The organism is Mesorhizobium oxytropidicola (assembly GCF_056174625.1).
In genome coordinates this window covers 285,247-308,547 of the sequence record NZ_JBWBWK010000003.1, presented here as the reverse complement: position 1 = coordinate 308,547, position 23,301 = coordinate 285,247, and the positions used below count along the sequence as shown (strand labels likewise).

The 23,301-nt window shown below is 58.8% G+C and carries 18 protein-coding genes and 6 pseudogenes; 13 read left to right on the top strand and 11 right to left on the bottom strand.

Annotation, left to right across the window (positions count from 1 at the left end; genetic code table 11):
* Window positions 1-290 precede the first annotated feature (290 nt).
* The 4 genes from AC0V8S_RS40945 to AC0V8S_RS40930 form a co-directional block, all read right to left on the bottom strand.
* Window positions 291-1,325 carry an NAD-dependent epimerase gene (locus tag AC0V8S_RS40945; protein WP_475439263.1) on the bottom strand — a complete coding sequence of 345 codons (1,035 nt, stop codon included), beginning with the start codon at window positions 1,323-1,325 and terminating at the stop codon, window positions 291-293.
* Complete coding sequence (locus tag AC0V8S_RS40940; protein ID WP_475439262.1) at window positions 1,325-2,599, bottom strand: nucleotide sugar dehydrogenase; 1,275 nt, start codon at window positions 2,597-2,599, stop codon at window positions 1,325-1,327. Before AC0V8S_RS40940 ends, AC0V8S_RS40945 begins: the two co-directional genes overlap by 1 nt.
* Window positions 2,600-2,739: 140 nt before the next feature.
* A complete protein-coding gene (gene nusG, locus AC0V8S_RS40935) occupies window positions 2,740-3,150 on the bottom strand; it encodes a transcription termination/antitermination protein NusG (protein WP_475439261.1) in 411 nt (136 codons plus the stop codon).
* Window positions 3,066-3,314, bottom strand: a complete 249-nt coding sequence (locus tag AC0V8S_RS40930; RefSeq protein WP_475439519.1) for a hypothetical protein — start codon at window positions 3,312-3,314, stop codon at window positions 3,066-3,068. Before AC0V8S_RS40930 ends, nusG begins: the two co-directional genes overlap by 85 nt.
* Window positions 3,315-4,036: 722 nt before the next feature.
* On the opposite strand from AC0V8S_RS40930, the pseudogene AC0V8S_RS40925 reads away from it, so the two are divergent.
* A pseudogene (locus AC0V8S_RS40925) lies at window positions 4,037-5,179 on the top strand (IS701 family transposase); the annotation flags it as partial.
* A gap of 401 nt (window positions 5,180-5,580) precedes the next feature.
* On the opposite strand, the pseudogene AC0V8S_RS40920 reads toward AC0V8S_RS40925, so the two are convergent.
* Together AC0V8S_RS40920 and AC0V8S_RS40915 are read right to left on the bottom strand one after the other, a co-directional pair.
* A pseudogene (locus AC0V8S_RS40920) lies at window positions 5,581-6,018 on the bottom strand (carbohydrate kinase family protein); the annotation flags it as partial.
* Window positions 6,005-6,214, bottom strand: coding sequence for a hypothetical protein (locus tag AC0V8S_RS40915; protein ID WP_475439260.1), 210 nt, complete (start codon window positions 6,212-6,214; stop codon window positions 6,005-6,007). The gene AC0V8S_RS40915 and the pseudogene AC0V8S_RS40920, both read right to left, overlap by 14 nt.
* Before the next feature lie 510 nt (window positions 6,215-6,724).
* Here AC0V8S_RS40915 and AC0V8S_RS40910 point away from each other — a divergent pair.
* Complete coding sequence (locus AC0V8S_RS40910) at window positions 6,725-6,979, top strand: exopolysaccharide production repressor protein (protein ID WP_475439259.1); 255 nt, start codon at window positions 6,725-6,727, stop codon at window positions 6,977-6,979.
* A 766-nt stretch (window positions 6,980-7,745) separates the two neighbouring features.
* Here the strand turns inward: AC0V8S_RS40910 and AC0V8S_RS40905 are convergent.
* The gene (locus tag AC0V8S_RS40905) at window positions 7,746-8,039 is read right to left on the bottom strand and encodes a hypothetical protein (RefSeq protein ID WP_475439258.1); all 294 of its coding nucleotides are present in this window, start codon (window positions 8,037-8,039) and stop codon (window positions 7,746-7,748) included.
* Window positions 8,040-8,226: 187 nt separating this feature from the next.
* Here AC0V8S_RS40905 and AC0V8S_RS40900 point away from each other — a divergent pair.
* The 3 genes and pseudogenes from AC0V8S_RS40900 to AC0V8S_RS40890 all read left to right on the top strand — a co-directional run.
* Window positions 8,227-8,802, top strand: a pseudogene (locus AC0V8S_RS40900) (ABC transporter substrate-binding protein); the annotation flags it as partial.
* Between the two features lie 725 nt (window positions 8,803-9,527).
* Window positions 9,528-10,425, top strand: a pseudogene (locus AC0V8S_RS40895) (MFS transporter); the annotation flags it as partial.
* Window positions 10,426-10,798: 373 nt separating this feature from the next.
* A complete protein-coding gene (locus tag AC0V8S_RS40890; protein ID WP_475439257.1) occupies window positions 10,799-11,062 on the top strand; it encodes a hypothetical protein in 264 nt (87 codons plus the stop codon).
* Window positions 11,063-11,160: 98 nt separating this feature from the next.
* Here AC0V8S_RS40890 and AC0V8S_RS40885 read toward each other — a convergent pair.
* Window positions 11,161-11,431: pseudogene (locus AC0V8S_RS40885) on the bottom strand (DNA -binding domain-containing protein).
* Between the two features lie 270 nt (window positions 11,432-11,701).
* On the opposite strand from AC0V8S_RS40885, the gene AC0V8S_RS40880 reads away from it, so the two are divergent.
* The 3 genes from AC0V8S_RS40880 (at window position 11,702) to AC0V8S_RS40870 (ending at window position 14,638) form a co-directional block, all read left to right on the top strand.
* Window positions 11,702-13,519 (top strand): sensor domain-containing phosphodiesterase, encoded by a 1,818-nt coding sequence (locus tag AC0V8S_RS40880; RefSeq protein ID WP_475439516.1) that lies wholly within the window; start codon window positions 11,702-11,704, stop codon window positions 13,517-13,519.
* Window positions 13,520-13,604: 85 nt separating this feature from the next.
* Window positions 13,605-14,012 (top strand): PAS domain S-box protein, encoded by a 408-nt coding sequence (locus AC0V8S_RS40875; RefSeq protein ID WP_475439256.1) that lies wholly within the window; start codon window positions 13,605-13,607, stop codon window positions 14,010-14,012.
* Window positions 13,976-14,638 carry a GGDEF domain-containing protein gene (locus tag AC0V8S_RS40870; RefSeq protein WP_475439255.1) on the top strand — a complete coding sequence of 221 codons (663 nt, stop codon included), beginning with the start codon at window positions 13,976-13,978 and terminating at the stop codon, window positions 14,636-14,638. The genes AC0V8S_RS40875 and AC0V8S_RS40870 overlap by 37 nt, the downstream gene beginning before the upstream one ends.
* A gap of 10 nt (window positions 14,639-14,648) precedes the next feature.
* Here the strand turns inward: AC0V8S_RS40870 and AC0V8S_RS40865 are convergent, their stop codons facing one another.
* Complete coding sequence (locus tag AC0V8S_RS40865; protein ID WP_475439254.1) at window positions 14,649-14,933, bottom strand: hypothetical protein; 285 nt, start codon at window positions 14,931-14,933, stop codon at window positions 14,649-14,651.
* Window positions 14,934-15,544: 611 nt separating this feature from the next.
* Between AC0V8S_RS40865 and AC0V8S_RS40860 the strand changes: the two genes are divergently transcribed.
* Window positions 15,545-15,790: a DUF982 domain-containing protein gene (locus AC0V8S_RS40860; protein WP_475439253.1), complete on the top strand. Its 246-nt coding sequence runs from the start codon at window positions 15,545-15,547 to the stop codon at window positions 15,788-15,790.
* Between the two features lie 170 nt (window positions 15,791-15,960).
* Here the strand turns inward: AC0V8S_RS40860 and AC0V8S_RS40855 are convergent, their stop codons facing one another.
* Window positions 15,961-17,301, bottom strand: a complete 1,341-nt coding sequence (locus tag AC0V8S_RS40855; protein ID WP_258597197.1) for an IS1380 family transposase — start codon at window positions 17,299-17,301, stop codon at window positions 15,961-15,963.
* Window positions 17,302-17,613: 312 nt separating this feature from the next.
* Here AC0V8S_RS40855 and AC0V8S_RS40850 point away from each other — a divergent pair, with 312 nt between their 5' ends.
* Together AC0V8S_RS40850 and AC0V8S_RS40845 are read left to right on the top strand one after the other, a co-directional pair.
* On the top strand, window positions 17,614-18,303 hold the full coding sequence (locus AC0V8S_RS40850; RefSeq protein WP_475439252.1) for a hypothetical protein: 690 nt from the start codon (window positions 17,614-17,616) through the stop codon (window positions 18,301-18,303).
* The gene (locus tag AC0V8S_RS40845; RefSeq protein ID WP_475439251.1) at window positions 18,300-18,887 is read left to right on the top strand and encodes an RES family NAD+ phosphorylase; all 588 of its coding nucleotides are present in this window, start codon (window positions 18,300-18,302) and stop codon (window positions 18,885-18,887) included. The genes AC0V8S_RS40850 and AC0V8S_RS40845 overlap by 4 nt, the downstream gene beginning before the upstream one ends.
* A gap of 245 nt (window positions 18,888-19,132) precedes the next feature.
* Here the strand turns inward: AC0V8S_RS40845 and AC0V8S_RS40840 are convergent, their stop codons facing one another.
* Complete coding sequence (locus AC0V8S_RS40840; protein ID WP_475439515.1) at window positions 19,133-19,435, bottom strand: RES family NAD+ phosphorylase; 303 nt, start codon at window positions 19,433-19,435, stop codon at window positions 19,133-19,135.
* Window positions 19,436-20,083: 648 nt separating this feature from the next.
* On the opposite strand from AC0V8S_RS40840, the pseudogene AC0V8S_RS40835 reads away from it, so the two are divergent.
* Window positions 20,084-21,713: pseudogene (locus AC0V8S_RS40835) on the top strand (IS1634 family transposase).
* A 403-nt stretch (window positions 21,714-22,116) separates the two neighbouring features.
* Window positions 22,117-23,145 carry a sulfate ABC transporter substrate-binding protein gene (locus tag AC0V8S_RS40830; protein WP_475439250.1) on the top strand — a complete coding sequence of 343 codons (1,029 nt, stop codon included), beginning with the start codon at window positions 22,117-22,119 and terminating at the stop codon, window positions 23,143-23,145.
* The last annotated feature ends 156 nt before the right edge of the window (window positions 23,146-23,301 follow it).

Below are 23,301 nucleotides of genomic sequence, written 5' to 3'. Positions count from 1 at the left end.
CCAGGTGGTCGCCAACTGAGCCTTGTTCGTCTGAGCCGGCGTTTCACGAGCGCCGCAGCTAGTACGACCTCGTGTCGGAGCCTCGACGCCGGCCTATGTGGAACGCCGACTGAAGTGGATCGGTGGCAATCGGCTTTTCGGACCGGCGACGACGAACGACACGATCGCCCCGATCGAAGCCAATTCGGCCGATGCGTCAGCGGGCATCAATGTCGGGAGAGGCCCAAGTTGACGTCGACGCCGGAGCGAGATGAAAGTCTTTCAAAATTGCTGAAAGCATGGAGCGTTCATCATCGGAATGCGCTGCCGCCGAAATACGCCTGATACCAGTCCACAAACCGGCCGACGCCCTCGGGCACGGACGTGCCCGGGCGGTAGCCGACGGCCTGCTCCAGCGCCGAGGTGTCGGCGAAGGTATCGGGCACGTCGCCAGCCTGCAGTGGCAACAGTTCGACAATCGCCCTTCTGCCCAGCGCAGCTTCCAGCGCCATGACATAGTCGGTCAGCTTAACCGGATTGTTATTGCCGATGTTGAAAACGCGCCAAGGTGCATTGCTGGTGGACGAGTCCGGATTGGCGGAGTCCCACGCATCATTGGGTGTGGCTGGCTGGTCGCTCGCGCGCACCACGCCTTCAGCGATATCCTCGACAAAGGTGAAGTCACGCGTGTGGTTGCCATTGTTGAACAGCTTAATCGGGAGTCCAGCAAGGATGTTCCTGGTGAACAGGAACAGCGCCATATCGGGTCGACCCCAAGGACCATAGACCGTGAAAAAGCGCAGGCCTGTGGTCGGCAGCCGGAACAGATGGCTGTAGCTGTGCGCCATCAGCTCGTTGGCACGCTTGGTGGCAGCGTAGAACTGCAAGGGGTGATCAGCTGGCCTGTGCTCGGAAAACGGCATGTTTGTGTTGGCACCATAAACGCTGGACGTGCTGGCATAGGTCAAATGCGCAATGCTAGCATGGCGGCATGCCTCGATGATGTTGGTGAAAGCAATGATGTTGCTCTCAACATAGGCATGCGGATTCACTAAACTAAAGCGCACGCCTGCCTGCGCGGCAAGATGGATGACGCGGTCGAATTCGTGCTCGGCAAAGCAGGATTCGACGGCGGCGCGATCGGCCAGGTTGGAGCGGATGAAATGGAAGCCGGAATTGTTCGTCTTGTTGAATTCCTGAAGGAGTTTCAGGCGCCCTTCCTTGATGCCTGGGTCGTAATAGGCGTTGACGCTATCAATGCCAACGACCTCGTCGCCGCGCTCCAGCAATCGCCTAGCGACATGATAGCCAATGAAGCCGGCCGCGCCGGTGACCAGAACCTTCATCAGAAACGCCCATCCGTATGTTCCTTAGGGAAGATGCCTTTTATATCGTAGATAACTCCGGGATTCTTGCGCAGCTCCTTCAGGCCGACAATGCCAAGCGTCTGGAACTCTCTGTGCCCAACCGCCACGACGATTCCGTCATAGCGGCCTTCGGGCTTGCTCCTCGTGCTGGGAAGGCCGAGTTCATAGGCGCATTCTTCTGGCGAAACCCAAGGGTCCCAGATATCTATTACGGCATTGTATTCTTGAAGCCGACTGACGATGTCGGCGACTTTGGAATTGCGCAGATCCGGGCAGTTTTCCTTGAAGGCCGCGCCCATAACCAAGATCCTGCTGCCGACGACCGATATGCCCTTGCGCATCATCAGGCGCGTCGCTTGGTCCGCCGCATGCTGCCCCATGCCGTCATTGATGCGGCGGCCGGCCAGGATCACCTCGGGGTGGTAGCCGAGCTCCTGCGCCTTGTGTGTGAGATAGTAGGGGTCGACCCCTATGCAATGGCCGCCAACCAGGCCGGGCGTGAAGCGCAGGAAATTCCATTTGGTACCGGCGGCGGCCAGCACCTCGGATGTGTCGATTCCCAGCCTGCCGAAGATCAGCGAAAGCTCATTCATTAGCGCGATGTTGAGATCGCGCTGCGTGTTCTCGATGACCTTGGCGGCTTCCGCCACGGCGATACTGCCGACCAGATGTGTCCCCGCAGACACTATCGAAGCATAGAGCGCATCTATGGCGTTGGCTGCTTCCGGGGTCGAGCCGCTGGTCACCTTCACGATCGTTTGCAGGCGGTGTTCGCGATCGCCTGGATTGACGCGTTCGGGGCTGTATCCCAAAAAGAAATCCTTGTTGAAACGCAGGCCTGAGGCTTTCTCTATCAACGGCGCGCAGACTTCCTCGGTACAGCCGGGATAGACTGTCGACTCAAAGACAACGACAGCGCCCGGAGAGATCGCTTCGCCCACTGTCTTTGATGCGGCAACAAGCGGTGCCAGATCGGGGCGATTGGCCTTGTCTATGGGGGTCGGCACGGTGACGATGAAGATCCCGCAGGCTTTGAGTTCCGTCCTGTCGGTCGTGAAAACCAGGCCTGTAGCGGCAGATATCTCGGCTCCGTCGGTCTCGAGCGTGGAATCCTCACCGCGCCTTAGGGCGGCAATCCGCGCTTCGCTTATGTCGAAACCTATAACGGGCCGCCTCACGCCAAAGGCGACGGCCAGTGGAAGCCCGACGTAGCCGAGCCCGATAATCGCTATCTTTTTATCATCCAGTTTCACCTGTCCCCGCTCCGTCTCTTTACCTGTTCATGCTCAGAATTATCGGACGTAGCCAAACCACAGCTACCGCACTTCCGGGTGAAACCGGAAGTTTTCACATGCAGTCGTGAAATTGCGAGACGAGAACGAACGCCCTCTGATCACGCAATTCCGACAAGACCCCTGGACTCCAGATCGACAGGGATTTCGCCATTCATGAAAGAGATCAGAACCCGGGCCCGCCCTGTAGGGTCAAGCCGATCAAGGCGACCTATCAACTCGGCAAAAGGACCTGATACAATTCGAACCGAAGATCCCGGCAAAAGGCCACCGCTGAAATCAAGCAGGCCGTCTTTGCCGGTCAATGCAATGAACCGCTCGACTAAGCCAAAAGGGACCGGAAGCGGCCTATCCCCTTGCGTGATCAAAGAGCGGATACCGATAGTCCCGTTGACAGAGCGCCAGCGTTGCTGAGTGACGTCGAAGGCTACAAACATGTACCCGGGAAAATACGCTGATATTCGTTTTGAGAGCCGCCGGGCGTGACGAACTGTTCTCTCCCCACGTGGCACGAAGAAGCAAAACCCTGCAGGCGAAGATGTTGTTCAGCGATGGACTCCTTACCCTGAAGTACGCCGGCCACATGCCAACGGACACCAAGGTCGGCGCGTGCCTTCTCATGCTCGCCGTTGACGCCGGCTGCCGTCATCGGCATCGGCACTTCAAACACGGCCATGGTCTCAGCTGTTCTATTCATGTTGGTGGGCCATGCTCACCCGTTGACCAATATACGCCGTCGCAAGCGCGAGCCTCTTGAAAAGGTTTCGCTTGCGTTGATCATAAATCTTCGCAAGCGGCACAATATCCAACAACTGGTCACCAGTTCTCTCCCTTGCTCTCGAAAGTACTCACCTGCAATCAACTTGGTTGATTTAGACAAAAATCCAATGCACGAAGACAAGCATAATTTCACGGGTTTCCATCGGCTTCCTGCCTCATTGAAGATCCCATTCGCAGGCATAAGAGAACGTCATGGACATAGAGGTCAGCATCTCGGGAATTCCACATACTGTTGCGACTTTCTGAATGGCAATACTTAATCGTTCGGGATTCATGTAAGCGTACACGAGTTCCAGATTGACGGTATAACCAATTTTTATTAGTGGCAGCTAATATTGTATCGTGAGACCCATAGCCATCCTCACGTTTATCCTTCCACCATTCGCCGCTATGCTATCATTCTTGATCGCGCCGGGGTTATGGCAATCGAAATTTGCCAAGTCAAGCTTGTTTCTAACAAGAGAATATGTGATTTGTTCGCCACCTAAATTGCCGCCATGGCCTTACTGTTATCGGCAAAAAGCAATCGAGAAAGAGGAGAGTATTCCGATTGCGTTTTCGGAGTTGAATTACTCATTTTTTCGATTCCTGGACAGGCGGGCAAAGGGGTTATTGGTGATGATTGAATCGATTGAAACGACATTGGAAATGTGGGCGGCGTCATTGCGCGAGGTGAAATCGCGGATTAGGCGTCTTTTCCCTCAGGAACGCGTGGCGATTTCGGCCGGACTGTTCCTTGAAGGCCTACTCCTAGACGAGCACCGCAAGACTGGCGGGATGCGCGTCGAGGCTGCGGGAGACCCCGGGCCGTGGCGTCTGCAGGCCATTCTCGGAAGGGCAAAATGGGACGCAGACGCCTTACGCGACATAGTGCGCAAATACGCGCTTGAAACGCTGGCGGACAACGAAGCGGTCCTCGTGATCGATGAGACGGGTTTCATCAAGCAAGGCAACACTTCGTGCGGAGTAGCGCGGCAGGTCGACGGCTCGACGGGAAGGATGGCCAACTGCCAGATCGGCATGTTCGCGGGCTATGCATCCAGGCACGGGCATGCTTTCGTTGATCGCGCGCTGTATCTTCCAAGGGCCTGGACGGATGACCCTACCCGCTTGGCGCGGGCCTACGCGCCTGCCGGCACAACTTTCGCAACAAAGTCCCGCCTGGCATTGAATATGATCGCACGCAACGTGGCTGCCGATGTACCGCTACGCTGGGTGGCTGCTGACCGCATCTATGGCAGCGTCGAAATCGAAATGGCCTTGCGACGCTGGTGCAAGGGCTATGTGCTCGGCGTTAGCGCTAACCACCATTTTGCTTCCCGAAATAGCGTGCTCCCTGCAGAGGGAGCGGCCGAAGATATCGCAGGGAACCTCGATCCCTCTTTGTGGCGGAATTTCCACCCAGGAGATGGCCGGGACGACTCTGGACCCCAGCAATGGGCTTACTGTCGGTTCTCTGACTTGGATGTCGCGGAATACGACAGAACGCGTTCTGGGCTCTGGACTCCGGGGCTATTGATCCGACGCGATGCGAACCAGGCCCTCTCCTACTTTTCAACATGGTCTCCAGCGGGAACCGAGATCGAAACACTGATCGCAGTGCAGCAATGTTGCGGGATTATCGAGGAAGGCCTTCGCACTGCAAAGAGAGAATTGGGCCTTGACCATAACATAACCCGTTCTTGGCACGGATGGCATCGGCACGTCTCGCTGGTCATGCTGGCATTCGCGATGATGTCAACGGTTCGTCACAAGGCAAGCCACGAGCGCCACGAAGCGGTCGGAAGGCTCACGCTGACCAGTCGCCGGTTCGAACGCCTACCGAGGAGCTCCGAGAAGCCGAAACCGGGATCGCTCGGCGCCGACGGCCACCATCGCACGACAAGATCAATCCGGCGAATGTCGCCGCAAGCCCTTCCGGAGGAACTTGCCGGTCGAAAAGCAATAAAAGGGAGGTCTCAACCGTGACATTATCCATGAAAAAGACCTCCTCCGCCGTATTTCGGATCGAGTCCGAAAGGACCGGATTCGCCTTGATCGACAGAAATGAAGAGATGGTCATGCGACAAAATGCCGTAATCGGTGTGCCCCAGTTCACGAGAACGACCTGGCCCAAGGCGAAGCTACTAAACGCTCGCAGAGTCGGGGCAGCGGTAGCTGTCGCGCGGCGGGTCCCACAGATAACCCACGAAATGGGTGATCTTGGCGCCCGAAGCCTTGTCGGCCTCGCCATCCCACGGTCCGGGCTCGAGGCAAGCGCCCAGATACGGGTTCATCGAGCGCGCGGTCGGAGGGTCGCCCTTGAGTGGTTTGGTGTCGAAAGCGACGCCCGGGGCATGGATGTCGTGTGCACAGATTTCGCCGAGCACATCGTTGGAGACCTTGCCGAAGCTGGCGACGTCTGCCGCCGTGTTACCGGCGCTGCCGCGGGAGGCTTTGATCGCCGGGCCCAAGCGGCTGTAAAGCAGTTCGGCGCGCTCCGTGTCGATCAGGTTCATCGCTCCCCTGATGATGCCGTTGGTCTCGAGGAATTCCTCGTCGGACTGGGCGATGACGTCGACAATGGCATTGCTGATGCAAGGCACGTCAAAATCCGGCATCAACGTCTCCGCCAAAAACCCGCGGGCTTCTTACCCCGCCGGCCAGGAATGCGTCTAGCGATTCGTTGCGTTCTTGCTCACGAAAGATGCGGTCCATGGAGGTCTTTCGTTTCGGAATTTTGGTAATTGGTCCGAGCGAGGAAAGCAGGTCGATGGAAAGTTTCAAGGTCGAGGAGATGGACGGCACGAAGATCATCCGTAGCGTGTCTGTCGAGGCACAGAGCCATGTTCACGCAGTGGTGAAAGCGATCCCGCGACCGCTTAAGCCTGGTCGAGTACCCGGTAGGCCGTGGATACGCGTTACCGACTCTAATCGTATGTCCAGAGAGTTTTCCAGCGGAGACTAGACCGAGCCATGTTGCTCCCCTCGCTCATGAGCTTATCGATATTGTTGCTATTGTCCTGTGGAATGCTGACGCTTGGAGGAATGCGCGGTTACGATTTGTTCGACGATGGGAAATCGGGCCGAAGCGGAGATCAGACGTGTGTGTTCTGGATCGTCGTAACAGTCTTCGCGATAGGATTCGCCACTTGGTGGAGGGTCTAGTATCCTCAGAACGTAGCTGTCATTTTACTTTTTCGAATGATATACCATCCAATTGGAGCAATATTCTCTGACCCTCTTGCCGCCGAATGGAAAAGATGAGACGGTAGGCAATGAGATCGAGCAAACGGAACCTTTTTGGGCAGAAGCTTGGAGGGAAATATGTATTTTCCAAGGTGTTTAGTTATCGCGACAGTTGTATTGGCAGTTCTTCTGAGTTGGACATATTATGTGACCGGATCGTGCTGGTACTCATTGATTTGGACTGCACTCGGCGCTTTGGTGCTGCAACTTGGATACTTTCTGGCTGTTGGTTTCCTCATTTTTCGCAGCGGCGCGGAAAAACTGGAACAATTATCTGCAAGAGACGAAGAACGCGTCAACCTATTTGATGGGACGGGATCGTTGTTCCATTAAATTGAAAATCCGATGTCACACCTGATCTTCGGAGGAATCCAATCGATCCAGGAGTTACGATCATGCGCAACTACGTGCTCGGAGTGAGCCTGCTTGGGCTGACCGCCTTGGCCGGTCTGGCTTGCGGTACAGGCCGCAGCGCCACAGGCCATCAATGTCACGGCCCAATGCACCACCGACGCTACCGGTCTCGATGGCCGTCGAGCCGCGTGCGACAGCCAGGTGCAGAGGATCACGGCCCCGCACGGCTATGCACTTGCCAAGGAGACGGCAAAGGGCGGCCTGATCTCTGGCAACGACTCGGAATAGGAATATCGCGTCCGGTTCACCGACAATATCGAGGTGATCCCCGACCTGCCGCAGCCGCGGAGTATCGAATTGCAGGCGCATGCCCGTTCGCCGGGTGGCCACGCTTCCGACCGGGGCTGGGCGGTCTGCTCCTACAGCGCGAACATGATCCCGCTACCGCCCAAGGCAGCCAGCTAACCCCCTGCTCGCGGGGGCAAGGGGCGCTGCCTACGGGACGGAGTGTCGGCTGCGCTCCGTCCCACAATCATTAGTTCTTGGGCAGACGTACCACGACCTAAATCATACCATTTGCGCTCGATCTGCTACTCTACCGGACCGTCTAGAAGTACGGCGTGCTGCAGAATGCGGCCACAGTTCCATCGCATCAGATGTCCCTCTGGAGGTTTTAACCTTCACACCTAAAAGGGCCTCGGTTTTCCGCCTTCGTCACTGTCTGCAACGCGGCGCGATCGCCGCTTCAGCCAGCAGTCTTTGGATGTGATTTCCCCCTGGCGGAATCGGCCCCTCCCGACAAAAGCCTGACCTTTGACAGTCTTCTACGGGCAAGCGTTCGTGCCAGAAGTTCAAAGCCGCGTCCATAACATTCAACAATAAAAGCCAGCGTCATGAGATCGAGCAGAAAGTCGTCGATCGCATGTGTGAGCGCGTCAGACCTTTGTTCAAGCTGAAGCAGCAGGGCGCGCGCCTCTTCGATCGCGGCCCGGCAATCGTCTGCGTCTATCAGTGAATCGATCCTGTCAAAGATCTGCAAGCGTCCTCACTCTCCCCAAGCCACACTCAGCGCATTGAGGGACACGTGCCCCAAATGAGCATTGGAGGCGAACAGCGTTTCCCTCGGATGGCAAAGAACAGCATCCGATACTTTATCGTCTACATAATTGATAGACATACTGAACAGCGAAAGTAGGAGCCATTTCCAAAATTGGAGCAAGACGATGATGTCAGCTGTGGAGAGATTTTCGAGAAGGAGGTTTGGCGCACTGGTCACCGCTTTGGTGGTAACCTTGGTCGCTTCTTCCTTCGCTTTCAGTGCCCAGGCGGGCAGTCCGGCCGCGGGTAAACTGCCGACCAAGATCCTGGATGGCACCGTGCTTCGTATCGGCGATCCTGAGACGCAAAGGGCACTGGAGCTCTCGGGTCTGATCGACAAACTGCCGTTCAAGGTGGAGTGGGCCAATATCAGCGGCGGTCCCCAGACAATCGAAGCTTTTCGCGCCAATGCACTGGACGTCGGATCCGTCGCCGACATTCCGCCCATCCACGCGACCTGGACGGGCCTCAAGGTCAAGATCATTGCCGCGAAGTTCCGCAAGGATCCGGTTGCGCACCCGATTTATCAACTCGGCATTGCGCCGGGCGTCGAGGTCAAGTCGCTCGCGGATTTGCGTGGCAAACGGATTGCGTTCAGCCCCGGTCAGGCACAAGGCGCGCTCGTACTTAGGGTCCTGCAGGCCGCCGGCCTCAAGAAGGAGGATGTCAATCTCATCGAACTGCCCAGCAAAGGCGACGCCTACAGTCGACGTCGCCCCGATGTGGTCCGCCACCTCGCCGGCGATATGACTGATGAACGCGTTGGTCTTCGACGGCCGGGTCAGATTGCCCGACATCCCCACGACCAGCTTCTTTGTCATTTCAGGCTCTCCTCGCATATGCATTTCCATTAAGACTACCGATCTTGTAGAATTAAATGAGCGAGAAAATTTCAAAAGCAGTCGGAAGGCGGGATTCAGTTTGCGCCGTGGAGCAGTTCATTGGTTCAGCCAGCCCGGACCCGCGACATCGGCTATATGGCGTGCTCAGGGTTCCACCCATTCCGGGATGGTATCGACAACCAAGATGTCCTCTGCAGCCATGACGACGGGACGACTGGGCACCAGATTGGCCAATCCGCCTCACTTACGTGAGCCAAACCCGCAAAAACATACTGAAAAGCAAAGTCCAGCAATGGCCGGGTAAAGTTGTCGAATGACCATCGGTTCGCTGTCCAAAGGCTTGGGAGTTAGCTGAACATTGCCGTCGGATCATTGGGAGAGTTGGTGGAACCACACACCAGCCGCCCTTTCAATGCCTACATCGCAACTGCGCTTCGCCGGCGCTAGTTCGCTTGTTGCGCATTGACGTTAGAGCCGAAGATGGCCGATAGGACGGACGTCCTTCTAATATCGCTTCATTCGTCCTCCCAAGCGCCGCCACCCTTTTTTCCCACGAGCCTCTTTGTCTTCGCTAGAATAGCCGATCGATGAGGACTGCGATCTATTACGGGCTGCGCTTCACGGCGATGTCATCGGACATCAAGGCGGCGATCGCGCGCGGAACCCTTTTTGGCCTGGCGAGCATCGCCGTCCTCGCGCTGCTGCCGCTGGTTGTCCGCGATCATTTGGGGGGAGGACCGCTCGCCTATGGCACGCTCATGGCCGGTTTCGGGACCGGCGCCGTCGTCGCTGGCATCTCCAACAGCACATTCGGATGGAGCTTATCGCAAGAATGGCTGATGAGGCTCTCCTGCGTCGCCTGTGCGGCATGCTCCCTTTCCCTTGCACTGACCTCTTCCATTGCGGTGGCGGCAATGGCGCTTGCCCTGGGCGGCGCGGGCTGGGTCACCGCCTGGTCCGGGGTTGGCGTGAGTGTGCAACTGGCCAGCCCGCGCTGGGTCGTGGGGCGCACTATCTCGATCTACTATGCCTTGATAGATGGCGGCATCGCGGCCGGCAGTTGGGTATGGGGCACCGTTTCCCAGACCTATTCCCTGAGCGGGGCGCTGGAGGGCTCCGCTGGTGCTCTGCTGTTGGTTGCCGCAGCCGGCGTTCTGTTTCCTCTTCGCGAGCGCCGCGAGTCCGAGCCCGATCCTTTGAAGGAATTCGACGCTCCAGCTGTCGCTCTCAATTTGAAGCCGAGAAGCGGCCCGATCGTGGTCAAGTTCGAATATCTGATACATGAGAAAAACCTCGAGGCTTTTCTCGACCTCATGCTCGAGCGCCGGCATGTGCATAAACCATCGTCTCGCGGAAGTGGACAAGGAACTGAACGAGCATGTCTTCCAGTTGCACGCGGGGGAGGAAGTGCCCCAAATGACGCTTTCGATTGAGCGGCCGACAAGCTCGGCCCGCAAACCCGACCAGTCAATCCTTCACCTTCCCCGTTCATCGAGCCTGACCTTCCAATATCTGGAGTGCCAGCGATCGCTAACGTATGGCGCTCAAAGCGCGTGGCGGACGCTGACGACACCAGGCGCGCGAACATTGAGCACCCTTCACTCGAAGCACGTGTCGCCCCATCGCTTGTGGCACAGCGCTGCCATGAACTGCATCGTTTCACGAACACGGACCGGCCAAAATTCCTGCAGTCGGCCGGAACGAGTGTGTGACAATCAATGGTCAAAGCAGCCCCCTCTGGCGCCTGTCGAAGGCAGGGTGGAAGATATGTGAGGGGCAGTTTTGGGTGTCAAGAATGCGTGTCTTCAACAACACCGGCAAGCCGCGTAGAGTTTCAGCATAAAATCAGGGGATGTCGATGACGCGCCAATCAATCGCCGAGGAGTTGGAAAGCGCTGCCGGTCGGATCGCAGACATTTCGCGCGCGGATTTGCAGATCATTCTCCGGCGTGCTGCGTTAATGCTCAGAAACGTGAAGGGGGTGCCGTTGGAACCCATCATTGAGGACGCACTGGACTCCATCGCCAGCGAACTGAAAATCGGTCGGTCGGACCTCATCCAGATAATCGTTCGCGAGTGGCTGGAAACCAACGCCTACCTGCCCTGTCCGGCTGATCGATGAGCCAAGCCAGACAAACGGTTACGCTTAGGGGTGCCTTAAACAGAACGGCCTGGCGTGTTTCTGAGATGGCCAATTGCCGATTTGGAGCGGAAACTTTTTCAGTGCGGCGCCCCGCCCGCGAGAAGGTAGCGATAGCCCTTCGTGGTCATCCAGCGAGCGCGAGCAAGGTGGGTCTCCCATGCTCGTAGTGCGCGATCCGGTTCTTTCTCCGCGTCGATGTGTAGGACGATCTTTGCGACCTCTCGCCAGTCAGCATCTTCGGCCGCGGCGTCGAGTAGCCGGAGGTAAAATGACCAGTCTTTCTTCCCCGTAGCCGGTAATTTCGGAGGAGATAGGGGCCTCGTCGGCAACTGCGCGCAGCAACACCATCTTGCCGGCAGCTCTTCCGAAATGGGATGGATCACATCGCCGTGCCGGTGGTCCCGGGACTAGAGGCACTGGCTGGCTTCAAGGGGGAATACACGGCGCTCAACGCGAATCCTCCGCGGAAACGGGTTTGTCCAACTTATAAAGAATTACCTGACATTATCATCTCGTACACTGCGTCTCCTCAAAGGGATTTCGCCAGGAATGCCTGCAGGGTATTAGGAACGCGGATTGGCGGTTAACGTGCTGCATCTCCAGAACAATATTCTCGAAATGATCGCCAGGGGCGAGACGCTCGAAGCGACGACGGACCGTCTTTGCCACCAGATCGAGAAACTGTTGCCGGACGTCAGATGTTCCGTTCTGCGCGTTGACGGTAACGGCTTGCTGCATCCCCTCCCAGGTTCCAGCTTGCCGAATGAATTTATGGCTCGTCTCGAAGGCCTGATGATCGGCCCGCTGGTGGCCTCCTGCGGCAGTGCGGCCTATCTCGGAAAAGCCGTGGCTGTGAAGGACATCGCGACCGACCCGCGCTGGATCAATTTCAAGGAGCCCGTCCTGGCGCTGGGCCTGAAGGCCTGCTGGTCGAGCCCGATCTGCGCCGCAGAGGGCGCTGTGCTCGGCACCTTTGCCCTGTACTTTCTAGAGAAACGCGGCCCCACCCCGCGCGAGGAGAAGGTTGTCGCGTCGTGTACCTCCCTGTGCGCCATCGCGCTTGAGCGTCACCGGCGGGTCGTCGAGCGAGAGCACGGCGCCTATGTCGATGCCCTCACCAACCTGCCGAACCGGGCGAGTTTGGACGTCGCCCTGGAGCGGCTGTCCTTTGGCCAACCGAGCGCCTGGGCGGTCCTGATCATCGACCTCGACAACCTGAAGACCATCAACGACACCTTCGGCCATGCCGCCGGCGACGCTTTGCTACAGGCGGTGGCGTCACGTCTCGCCGAAAGCCTAGCGCCTGACCGTGTGTTCCGCATGGGCGGCGACGAGTTTGTCGTAATCCTTCAGCGAGCCGGAGCGCCCGCTGGCATCGAGAGCACGGCGCGTCATATTCTCGACACTCTGGCTGTGCCCGCCGATTGCGACGGGCACATGATCCTGGCACAGGCTACCATCGGCGGCGCAGTGCTGTCGGCGGGGGACATCGATGCGAAAAGCGTGCGCCAAAACGCCGATTTCGCGCTCTACCACGCGAAGGAAACTTCCCGAGGCGGCTTCGTGCTGTACTCGCCGGGGATCGGCAGCACAATCAAGACCCGGATTGAGGTGATCCGCGATGTTGACGTGGCTTTGCGCGAAGGGCGGATCGACGCGTTCTACCAGCCGATCCTGCGGCTCGACACCCGCGCGATCGTCGGCATGGAGGCCCTCTGCCGCCTTCGCAAGCCGGATGGCGAGGTCGTTTCCGCCGCTGCGTTTCACCAGGCGACGTCGGATGTCAGCGTCGCTTCGAATCTGACGGAACGCATGATAGCGATTGTCGCAGCGGACGTGCGCTCGTGGCTGGATCAAGGTATTCCGTTGCAGCATGTCGGCATCAACATTACCTCAGCCGATTTTCATAGCGGCACTCTTTACGCGCGTCTCGAAGCCGCCTTCGGCCGCGAGAACGTTCCGTTGAAACATATCATTTTGGAGGTCACGGAGTCGGTCTATCTCGGCCAGCGCGATCCGGTCGTCGCTCGGGAGATCAAGGCGTTGCGGGCCCATGGCCTGCGCGTCGCGCTCGATGATTTCGGAACCGGCTTCGCTTCGCTCACGCATCTGCTGACGGTGCCGGTCGATATCGTCAAGATCGACAAATCCTTCATTGATCGCCTTGTCCAGGGAGATCCGAGCCTGGCGATCGTCGAGGGCTTGGTCGGCATCGCTCGCAAGCTCGACATCCAGGTCATCGCCGAAGGCATCGAGAACGAAGCCCAGGCCGTCTTACTTGCGGAGATCGGGTGCCAGTTGGGTCAGGGGTATCTGTTTTCGCAAGCGGTACCACGTCAAATAGCGAAAGGCCTTTTGAAGCAGTTCGGGCGACCACCTGCTGAGGAGACTAGGGTAGCGAGCGGGATAGCGAACCCAATCGATCGGATCGCCTGACAGAAACCCTCCCTGGGGGTGGCTTGAACAACCGATAAAGAATGCTGCGGCGCCCCCCAGAAAAGTGTCCGAAGAGGAGATAAATATGCGCCTGCCATCCGCGTCACAGCTTATTCGCAAGGCTTTTGGTCGCACCGGCTCCGAGCGATCGCCCGCAGGCCTGGCAATCCGTTCGGACATTCTTCCGGAGGAAACGAATTTCCGGATGCTCGCTGAAAACAGCGGTGACGTCATCATGCAACTCGGGCCGGATACAAAGGCACGCTACGTTTCACCGTCATGCACCCGACTTCTGGGATGGCTGCCGGAGGAAATGGTGGGGCATGGTCCGGAGGTGTTCGTCCCGCCGGAGCATCTTCAAAACATCGCTGCGGCAGCCGCGCTCTTGCTTGCCGGGCAGATGAAGGCGAGCCGCTTGCGATCGAGATCCGGCGCAAGGATGGGAAAACAGTCTGGGTGGAGAGCAAGGCGCGCATCGTCCGTGATCCGCTAACTGGCGTTCCAGGCGACTTCGTGCTGATCATGAGAGATATAACAGAACGCAAACGGCTCGAAGAACAACTCCGCTCGCTTGCGATGACGGATGGGCTGACCGGCCTGGGCAACCGCCGAGCCTTCGACGAGACCTTGGACAGGGAATGGCGGCGCACCGTTGGCAGCGCTGGACAGATGTCCTTGCTGTTGCTCGATATCGATCGTTTCAAAGGCTTTAACGATAAATACGGTCATCAGGTAGGCGATGATTGTCTTCGCGCCGTCGCTGCCGCAATAAGAGACGTGCTTAATCGTCCTGGGGATCTGGCGTCGCGATATGGCGGGGAAGAACTCGCCGTCATCTTGCCTGATACCGATGGCGACGAAGCACTTGAAATAGCGGAACGGCTGAGGCTGGCAATCGAAAACCTCGGCCTGCCTCATGGCGACAATCCGGAAGGCGGCGGACGCGTCACCGTCAGCATTGGTTCAGCGACCGCACTGTCACGATCGGGCGGGACGATCAGGATGCCGGAAGGCCTGCTTCTCGCCGCAGACACCGCCCTTTACAAGGCCAAGCATAAAGGCCGAAACCGCGTCGAAGTCGCACTGCTCCTCGCATCGGAAGGCCCCGACGCGGTCTGATCAGAGGGCGCTACAGCCTCGCGCACCGACTCAGCCAGAAGGTCGCGATTTCGTTGGCCTGGGCCACCCATTCCCGACGAGATTGACGAGGCGTTTTGGGATGAAGTGCCGGCGTGTTTGGTCGCATGTGGAACGAAGCGTATAATATGAGCGGGGCGAACGGTATCGCCTCGGCAATCAAAAGCAGCAAAGCAGCGGCTGCCTGCGTCAAATAGGAAAGAGATCTGACACCGATGGCCGACAATATCTTTTCTATCAGTGAGATGAGCGTTTTTGAGCAATTCGAATCAAACATGCGCAGCTACTCCCGATCGTCACCGGTCGCATGCCCTCGGAAGTCGACCAGGCGTTTACCATCTTACAAGCGGGTGGAACATCGGCGTTCGTGAGAATACGGCATGTTTCCGGGTTCTGGCGCCAAGGCCGTGGCGCTGCCGGTCAGATCCGTCGCATGCCATTGCATACGCAGCGGGTCGAGGCCGAAGTGCGACAGGAAGACTTTGGTCGCCACCGAGAGGAAGCCATCTCAAAAATTCCCAAGCGCAAAGGAAAGATGACCATGTAGCAGGTGTCCCGCTTGGCGAGCCCTCACGGGAATTTGCGGCAAACATTCCCCTTGATTTTTCCCGTTGGTGGTCCACAGATACCCCATGTGGTTTCTCCCACAGGGAGGCGCCGTATGGATGCTCAAACGAACTGCAAACCCATGGGCACCGCCAAGGAATTGGTGGACGCGGCTAACATACACGTTCGAGCCGGTAGCACCGTTTCCGTTAGGGGAACCGTAGCGGCGGTTCGTAAAGCAGGCCCCCACCTTAAAGAGACCGACTGTGAGTTGGTCGAGATCATCATGGACCGTGCCACGCTTCACGGACAGTTCGTCCTCTTCGACCTCAAAGAGCCCTAATGGCTCTCCATTGGTTCAACCCTCCGGTCACCGTCTCGACTGGCAAGCCGGGTGTCCGGTATAGCTGTAACAATGTTGAGGGTGCAGCTCGGGAACTCATGGAGTGGAACAATCGCGGCCCCATGTGGAACCAAGCAGTGCGCGCTTGTATGTCCTGTCTGGCCGGCGAGATGACAGCTGAGGATGTCCGGAAGGCGTTCATTGCCGCCGCCGAAGAGGAAGGCAAACTGCTCGCCGGTATCTAGCCGCCTTGATGCACAGCGATGAGTTGTCGGCGGCCTGAAGCTACGATTTGGTCGCGATGTGGGTGCATTTTGACAAGCCTGGTCGGGCGGCGGGGCATCCGTCGGTGATGGGAGGCGGGGTTTGCGGGTTGATGTTGGCGGGTTCGGTTCGGGGCATCTTGGCCCCGTCGCTATGTCACGAGTTGGGGGATGCGATCGAGGACGATGCGCAGAATACGCTGGTCGGGGCAGGATGTCGGCAGGTGCAGGCGGATTTGCGTTTTCATCTCGACCACCCGCGCGGCGATTTTGATGAGGCGCAATCGCAGCGTGTCAAATTGGGCGACGGCAAAGCTCGAGCGCCTCGGCATCGCGGCCCGCAAGCCCCACATCAACCAGTAAGCACCGGCATGCAGGAATAGCCGGAACTGGTTGGCCGTCGCTCTGGTGCAGGATGTGCGGTCGGCGGCAAGATGCGTCTTCCACGACTTGATGTGGTTCTCGGCCGCGCCGCGCCGGCAGTAGACATCCTCGTAGAGCGCCTTGGCCTTCCCACCGGCAAGGTTGGTGACGACGAAGCGGGTATCGGCACCTTGGGCGCCGACCTCGACCCGCGCGATGATGCGCTCGACGCGGCTCCAACTAGCGGCGCCGTCAACGAACTCCTTGAACCTGCGGACCTTGCCTGTCTTGGCCGACGCTTCGAAGCGCGCCGTCGTGCTGGCCTCCAGATCCGCGACATGCTTGCGCAGGGTCGTGGTGGGCGCGAGGCCAAAGATGAAGTCGACGTCGTTGGCGCGGCACCAGTCGATGACCTGCGGGCTGCAATAATGGCTATCGCCGCGGAGCAGGATTCGAATGTTCGGCCAGTTGATCCGGATCGCCCGCACCAGACGGCGCAGGTGGGGGCGGATCTCAGCCCCACTCGGCCGCTTGGCCGGTCGCAGGATCGCGCTGACGAACCGTCCCGCACCATCGAACACTACGATCGGCTGGAAGCCGTACTCGTCATGGTGGGCATTGAACAGGCGAAGCTGTTGGCCTCCGTGCACAGCGTCGAAGGTGTCGTCAATGTCGAGTACGATCCGCTTCGGCACCTGCCGGAACGAGGCGCAATAGAGATCGACCATCGCCCGCCCCATCGCAACCAGCTCCCGCACGCCGGGCAGGTTCTCCAGCCGGCACAGCGTCGATTGCGACGCCAGATCCCGACCCGACGGCAGCGCATCCTGGGCCATCTTGAAGACCGGATCGCGGCGCAGCCGGTTGGCGTCGTTGCCGTCCTCGTAGCCGGCGGCAATCATCTTCATGCGAAAGCCGATCATGTCCGCCAGGCTGTGGACGACCTGGTCCGGGCAGCGCGGATCGTCGATGCAACGCGCCAGACGCTCGGCCACCCGCAACCGCTTTTCCACCTCGGCCAAAGCCAGAACGCCGCTGTTGGACGACAGCATGCCGCCGTCGAAACGGGCGACGACGGACTTGCCGCCGACTGATGACAAACCGCTCAGCGGCAGCGTAAGATCGTTCATGGTGGGTGTGGTCTCCGGGAAATGGTTCGGATCGGCTTAAGCAACCAAATCCTAAGTCATTTCAACGGCTTGCGCCACATCCACCAACCCCCATGAATTTTTCAGGCTAGGCACCCCTGTACTCTCCGCACCTCTGTCACGATCGGCCGCGAGAGTACGAATTCGATGAGGTCAGCCAGTTCGAGCTGGTGCGCCGTTGTTTGAGCCCCTTTTGCCGCCCGACGGAATTCCAATCACGACAAGGCCTAGCATAAGTTGTCACAGTTGACAAAGTTGCTTGGTATGACCACTTTGGGCGCTCAGGAGATCGCAATGGCACCCAAGGTCAAATCTCAAGTTTCAGCACACCGAGCTAGGCCTTCTCGTGTGAAGGCCGCTGGCGGCGTTATGACCATGCTAATGGTAAGCGGCGACCCGGCCGTCACGTTGAAAGACGTCAGACTTCCAGCGGGCGCCAAGGTCGCAATTGTCTCCTCCAGTCCGGATGCGGTAAAGAAGGTGCAGCGCATCGGCAAGAAGCGGTTTGGTAGACCAAGAACTGTCTATGCTGGTGGGTCGCTCCCGAAAGTCACCGTAATCAATCAAGATGCTTTCGAACCGGACGCTCGCTCAATGGCGGTTCTCGAAGGAGTCCGCATCTCTCAAGAGGACCTCCGCGCTGCTGGGGGCGCATATGACCTGGAGCAGGTACAGACACTGCTGCGGGGCATTTCACGGCAAGCCGTCGACAAAAGGGTACAGGAGGGAAGCCTCCTTGCGGTTCCCGGCCCTAGCAACCGACGCAGTTTTCCAACTCTGCAATTCAATCGTGATGGCACGATAGTTGATGGCCTAAAGTCTGTTCAAGCAGCCGTTCCCACACGGAATCCTTGGGCGATGCTAAATTTCCTTGTCCATCCGGATGATCGGCTTAAGGGTCGGAAACCGATCGATCTCCTTAAGGAGGGCAAGATCGAGATGGTCGTCGAGGCGGCTAGACGCATAGGTCAGCAGGGGGCGTGAGCGCTCCTCTTCCGCCCGCCGACATCGCGAGACGAGAGCCGGAATTTATCATAGTTGCGGCTGGCACGAGTATTCACCGCTTCTTCACGGCCAGGTACGACCCCATCTACTTCGATAAGTCGCGCGATGGTCGCCTCAATGCACCTGACGCAAGCTACGGCGTTCTTTACGCCGCACGCGACGCAACAGGCGCATTCGCCGAGACTTTTTTGAGACGCCCCGGTCGGACGCTTCTCGACCTGGACCTCCTCCGCCAGAAGGCTTACGCTCGGCTCTCAATCACTGCTGAGCTAAGGCTGATCAAGCTCGCGGGCTCGGGCCTTGCAGTCTTGGGCGCGACGGCGGAGGTTGTACATGGCGGCTTGCCCTACGACGTACCCCAAGTTTGGTCGAAAGCCCTGTCGACCCATATCGATGCAGATGGAATCGCCTACTACGCCCGGCACGATGATGAAGCACTTTGCTATGCACTGTTTGACCGCGCGGGTCATGCGGTCCGAGAAGAAGAACGAGTGGTTGATCTAGACGCGGACTGGTTTTGGGCTCTCGCCAAGCGTTACAAAATAGGCTTGGCGCCTCATTAAGAGCGCCGGAGATCGATGACGTACTAAAGATCCAGTTCAAGAAAGCCTAGGCCCACCGTCACGCGGGGCGATGTCCAACCACTGGCCTGGAAATAGTTGGCGGACAGGCCACCCAGATCGGGATATAAAATCCGCCCGCCCTGTAGCGCCCCCGGCCGGTCACTTACCGGATGGCGAGCTCGCCGAGGAGGCGGGAGCTGCGGTTGAGCCCGACGGTGCAGACGAGGACGACCCCGACGCGATTGCTACAGCGCTCGCTGATGCCTAGTTGGCGGATAGCGAAATGGATCTCCCATAACTGTCGAGCACCCCTGCAACTTCGTCGAACATGCTCGACAAGTTTCCTGAGGCAGAAGTTGAAAGCCAGCTCTCTCAAAGAGAGCGAGGCAAATCTCGCTGGAACCGTGTCGTGATTGGTAGGCCAATCCATCCGGCTGATCTCGATGGCTCCACAGCGCATCAGACCAGAGTCCGCAAGGCTCATAGGGACCGGTCGAAATCGCGTTGGCCGTGCCGACGGTTTGAAGTCCCGGTCCATACAAACGCACACCTGCAAGGACCGGTCCGAGACAAGCCCCGATACGAGCGCTCCAGTATATCTGCCATGCCGACAACGAGGCGTTCCGGATTGCGTAGCAGTGTTTTGGCCAGCGCGCCGCGAAGCGTCAGCCGGCATAGAGGACTCCAAACCGTCCAAACGACTCGTCGGCGGCGCGCCCCGTCCTGGGCCGAAGAAAATCGGATCGAGCGAAGATCGGTGAATACGGTGGAACACCTGACCGACTTCGATTCGTCAATAGGCAGCGAGATTTCGTCAAGCCCGAGAAGGCGTTGGTGAGACCGGCCGGACTTAATGTGGCGCTCGAAATCATCTCTATGGCGGAAACGCTGGGCGCCGCGCCCGAGCGCCACCGCTGGTGCTCAAGCTGCAGGGCGCCGCGCGCCCTTTCGCTTGCTTGCCAGTGGCAGGCCACTGGTCGGCATCGAACGGCGGCGCACCGTGACCTGGCAGCCGGATAGTGCCGGCTATTGCCCGACTTGAACAGTTGGAGGTGAACGGATGGCGAACGCTGTCCGTTAAGCTATTGAATTCACTCGCCTTGAGTTTTCGGCGCGAAAATGTGTGGTAACAACATTTGATCTGCTAGCCGTATGTTGTATGGATTTTATGGCATTTATTCGCTAACAACGCTGGCATGTTTGTCGTTGAGAGAGTCGCGCGCGGCCACCGCTATCTTTACCTCGTGGAAAGTGTCCGCGACGGCAAAACCGTTCGCCAGCGCACGATAAAGGCGCTGGGCCGCAAGGATGCGCTGGTTGCCAGCGGCGAACTTGACAGATTGGCGGCCTCGATTGCGCGCCATGGCGAACGCAGCCTCATCCTGTCCGACATTGACGCGGGGCGAATTGCCTCTCGCCGCATCGGCGGTCCGCTGTTGTTCGGGCGGCTGTGGGAGCGGCTCGGGATCGGCGAGGTGCTGGAAGAGGTGCTGGAAGGGCGCCAGTTCGGCTTTGCGGTGGAACGGGCGGTGTTCGTTGGCACGCTGCATCGGCTGTTCGTCTCGGGCTCGGACCGCGACTGCGCGAACTGGATGGCCGATTATGGTATCGAGGGCGCCGAGGGTCTGGCGCTCCATCACTTTTACCGGGCAATGGCGTGGCTGGGCGAGGAACTCGGCGAAAAGGCGCAAGGCGCGCTGGTGGCGCGCTGCGTGAAGAGACGCGATCGAGGAAAAGCTCTTCGCGCGCCGGCAGGACCTGTTCACCGACCTCAGCCTTGTGTTCATGGACACCACCTCGTTGTCCTTCTACGGCGCGGGCGGCGAGACGCTGGGCAAGCGCGGGCATTCCAAGGACTTCCGCCCCGATCTGGCGCAAATGATCCTGGCGCTGGTCGTTGATGCCGAGGGCCGGCCGATCTGCACCGAGATGGTGCCCGGCAACACCGCTGACGTGACCGTCCTGTTGCCGGTGGTCGATCGGCTGCGAACGCGCTTCGGCGTCACACGCGCCTGCGTTGTCGCCGATCGCGGCATGATCAGCGCCGATACCATCGCCGCGCTCGAAAAGCTGGGCATGGAATACATTCTGGGGGCCCGCGAACGCTCGAGCAGCGTGATCCACAACGTCGTGCTCAATGACGCGGCACCGATGGTTCCGCTCGTTCTCGAGCGCCAGCGCGGTGAAACTCAGTTGTGGGTCAAAGAGGTCAAGGTCGGTAAAGACCGCTATATTGTCAGCCGCAATGACGCCGAGGCCGAGAAGGACAAGGCCGACCGCCAGGCGATCATCGCCGGCCTCGAGGCACAGCTCAAGAAGGGCGACAAGGCACTGGTCGGCAACTCGGCCTACCGGCGTTACCTCAAGGCCAGCGGCAAGAACTTCAAGATCGATGTCGGCAAGCTTGCCGAGGAAGCCCGGTACGACGGCATCACCGTGGTGCGGACCAACGCGAAGGTGACCCCGCTCCAGGCCGTGCTGCGGTATCGCGATTTGCTCGAGGTCGAGAGCCTGTTCCGCGCCGCCAAGGCAACCTTCAATACCCGGCCGATCTTCCACCAATCCGATGCCGCCATCCGCGGGCATGTGTTTTGCTCGTTCCTGGGGCTCGTACTCAGCAAGGAACTGTACCGCCTCTGCCGGGCCAAAGGCCTGACGCCCGAATGGCAGCCGCTTCTACGCGATCTCGACCGCCTCCAGGAAGCCACCATCGAAAAGGATGGTCGCATCGTCACCACAAGAACCCACGTTACGGGCCAAGTGGGCAACGTCTTCAAGGCAGCTGGCATCGCTCTGCCACACAACCTCGACGAACAACTCGCCTGAGATCATCCCCAAAATGTAGTGGTAACACGCGCCGGCGCGCGCCTAACGTGCTGATATAATAACATATTCTTACAGGCGGTGTTGAAGTGGGGTCTTGCGCGCCAATGGTGGCACTTCGCGCGGAGAACGAGCCGTTTCCAATGCAACGATTCGACTTCCCCGTCACCGCCGAGTGAGCCGCCGGCCGACATCTCCTGACTTCGCACGGCCTTACCGAAGCGCCACCTGTTTCAGATAGATCACTTGCCGGGCGCGGAATCCGCGCTACGCGGCGCGAGGAAAATATTTCCTCGTGAGGACAAAGATCGGCGAACATTTGCTTCCGAGGGGCAAAAAGGCAACATTGAATGCATCTAAATTCTATAAATTCGGTAGAGTTCGCTCCAGTTCAACGGAGGCGGGAATGACCAAACCTTATTTCAAGAAACTGCTCGGCGCGCTGGTCGCCACATCTGTCCAGTTCGGTACGCTCGGTTTCGCGTTGGCCGACACCACCATCCTCAACGTGTCCTATGATCCGACACGCGAGCTCTACAAGGCCTATGACGAAGCTTTCGTCGCGCATTGGAAGGCCGAGACCGGCGAAACGGTCACCATCCAGCAGTCGCATGGCGGATCGGGCGCACAGGCCCGCGCCGTCATCGACGGCCTCGACGCCGATGTGGTGACGCTGGCGCTCGAAGGCGACATCAACGCCATCGTCTCGAAGTCGAAGAAGATCAATCCCGACTGGCGCACCAAATTCGAAAACAACTCGGCGCCCTACACCTCGACGATCATCTTCCTGGTCCGCAAGGGCAATCCCAAGGGCATCCACGACTGGAACGACCTGGTCAAGGACGGCACCCAGGTGATCACGCCCAACCCCAAGACCTCCGGCGGCGCGCGCTGGAACTACCTCGCCGCCTGGGCCTACGCCAACGCCAATGATGGCGGCGACGAGGCCAAGACCAAGGAATTCGTCGGCAAGCTCTACGCCCATGCCCCGGTGCTCGACACCGGCGCGCGCGGCTCGACTGTGACCTTCGCGCAAAAGGGCCTCGGCGACGTGCTGATCGGCTGGGAAAACGACGCCTATCTGGCACTGAACGAATTCGGCGCCGACAATCTCGAGATCGTCTATCCCCCGACATCGATCCTGGCCGAGCCGCCGGTGGCGGTGGTCGACGCCAATGTCGACGCCAAGGGCACGCGCAAGGTCGCCGAAGCCTATCTCGGCTGGCTCTATTCCAAGGAAGGCCAGACGATCATTGCCAAGAACCACTACCGTCCGGCCAAGCCAGAACTCGTGGCGCCGGCGGATCTGCCAAAAACACCTGATATCAAGCTGATCTCCATCGACGATCCGCTTTTCGGCGGCTGGAAGAAGGCACAGCCTTATCATTTCGGCGACGGTGGTATATTCGACCAGATCTACAAGCCGGCCCAGTGAGCTAGATCTAGATCAGGACGATATGACCACAGCACCCGCGCAGGCGGGGTGGCGATTCAGGCAGCCGAGTGTCATTCCGGGTTTCGGACTGACGCTCGGCTCTCTTGCGCAGGAAGTCTTTGACGCACTGCTGGCGGGAGATCGCACATGAGGCCG